The organism is Shewanella electrica, assembly GCF_022321485.1.
GTDB classification, from domain to species: Bacteria; Pseudomonadota; Gammaproteobacteria; order Enterobacterales; family Shewanellaceae; genus Shewanella; species Shewanella electrica.
Genome location: NZ_JAKOGG010000802.1, coordinates 1 through 233, shown reverse-complemented (window position 1 = coordinate 233; position 233 = coordinate 1). Strand labels below are relative to the sequence as shown.

Sequence of the window (233 nt, the reverse complement as noted above, 5' to 3'; positions counted from 1 at the left end):
CGCCGATCACCAACAGGATCAAGGAGAGCAGGTCGTTCCCGCTGTACCGCTTCGTCCGCGAGGAGCTCGGCTGCGTGTACCTCACCGGAGAGAAGCTCAAGTCCCCCGGCGAGGAGTGCAACAAGGTGTTCCTCGGCATCAGCCAGGGCAAGCTCATCGACCCCATGCTCGACTGCCTCAAGGAGTGGAACGGCGAGCCCCTTCCCATCAACTAAGCCAAGATCCCATCGCCG

The 233-nt window shown here is 62.2% G+C and carries 1 protein-coding gene; it reads left to right on the top strand.

Translation table 11 applies throughout. The annotated features are described in order from the left end of the window. Positions 1-215: lyase family protein (locus L9G74_RS24690; RefSeq protein ID WP_238899097.1), on the top strand; the 215-nt coding region annotated here is incomplete at its 5' end. Between the last annotated feature and the right edge of the window lie 18 nt (positions 216-233).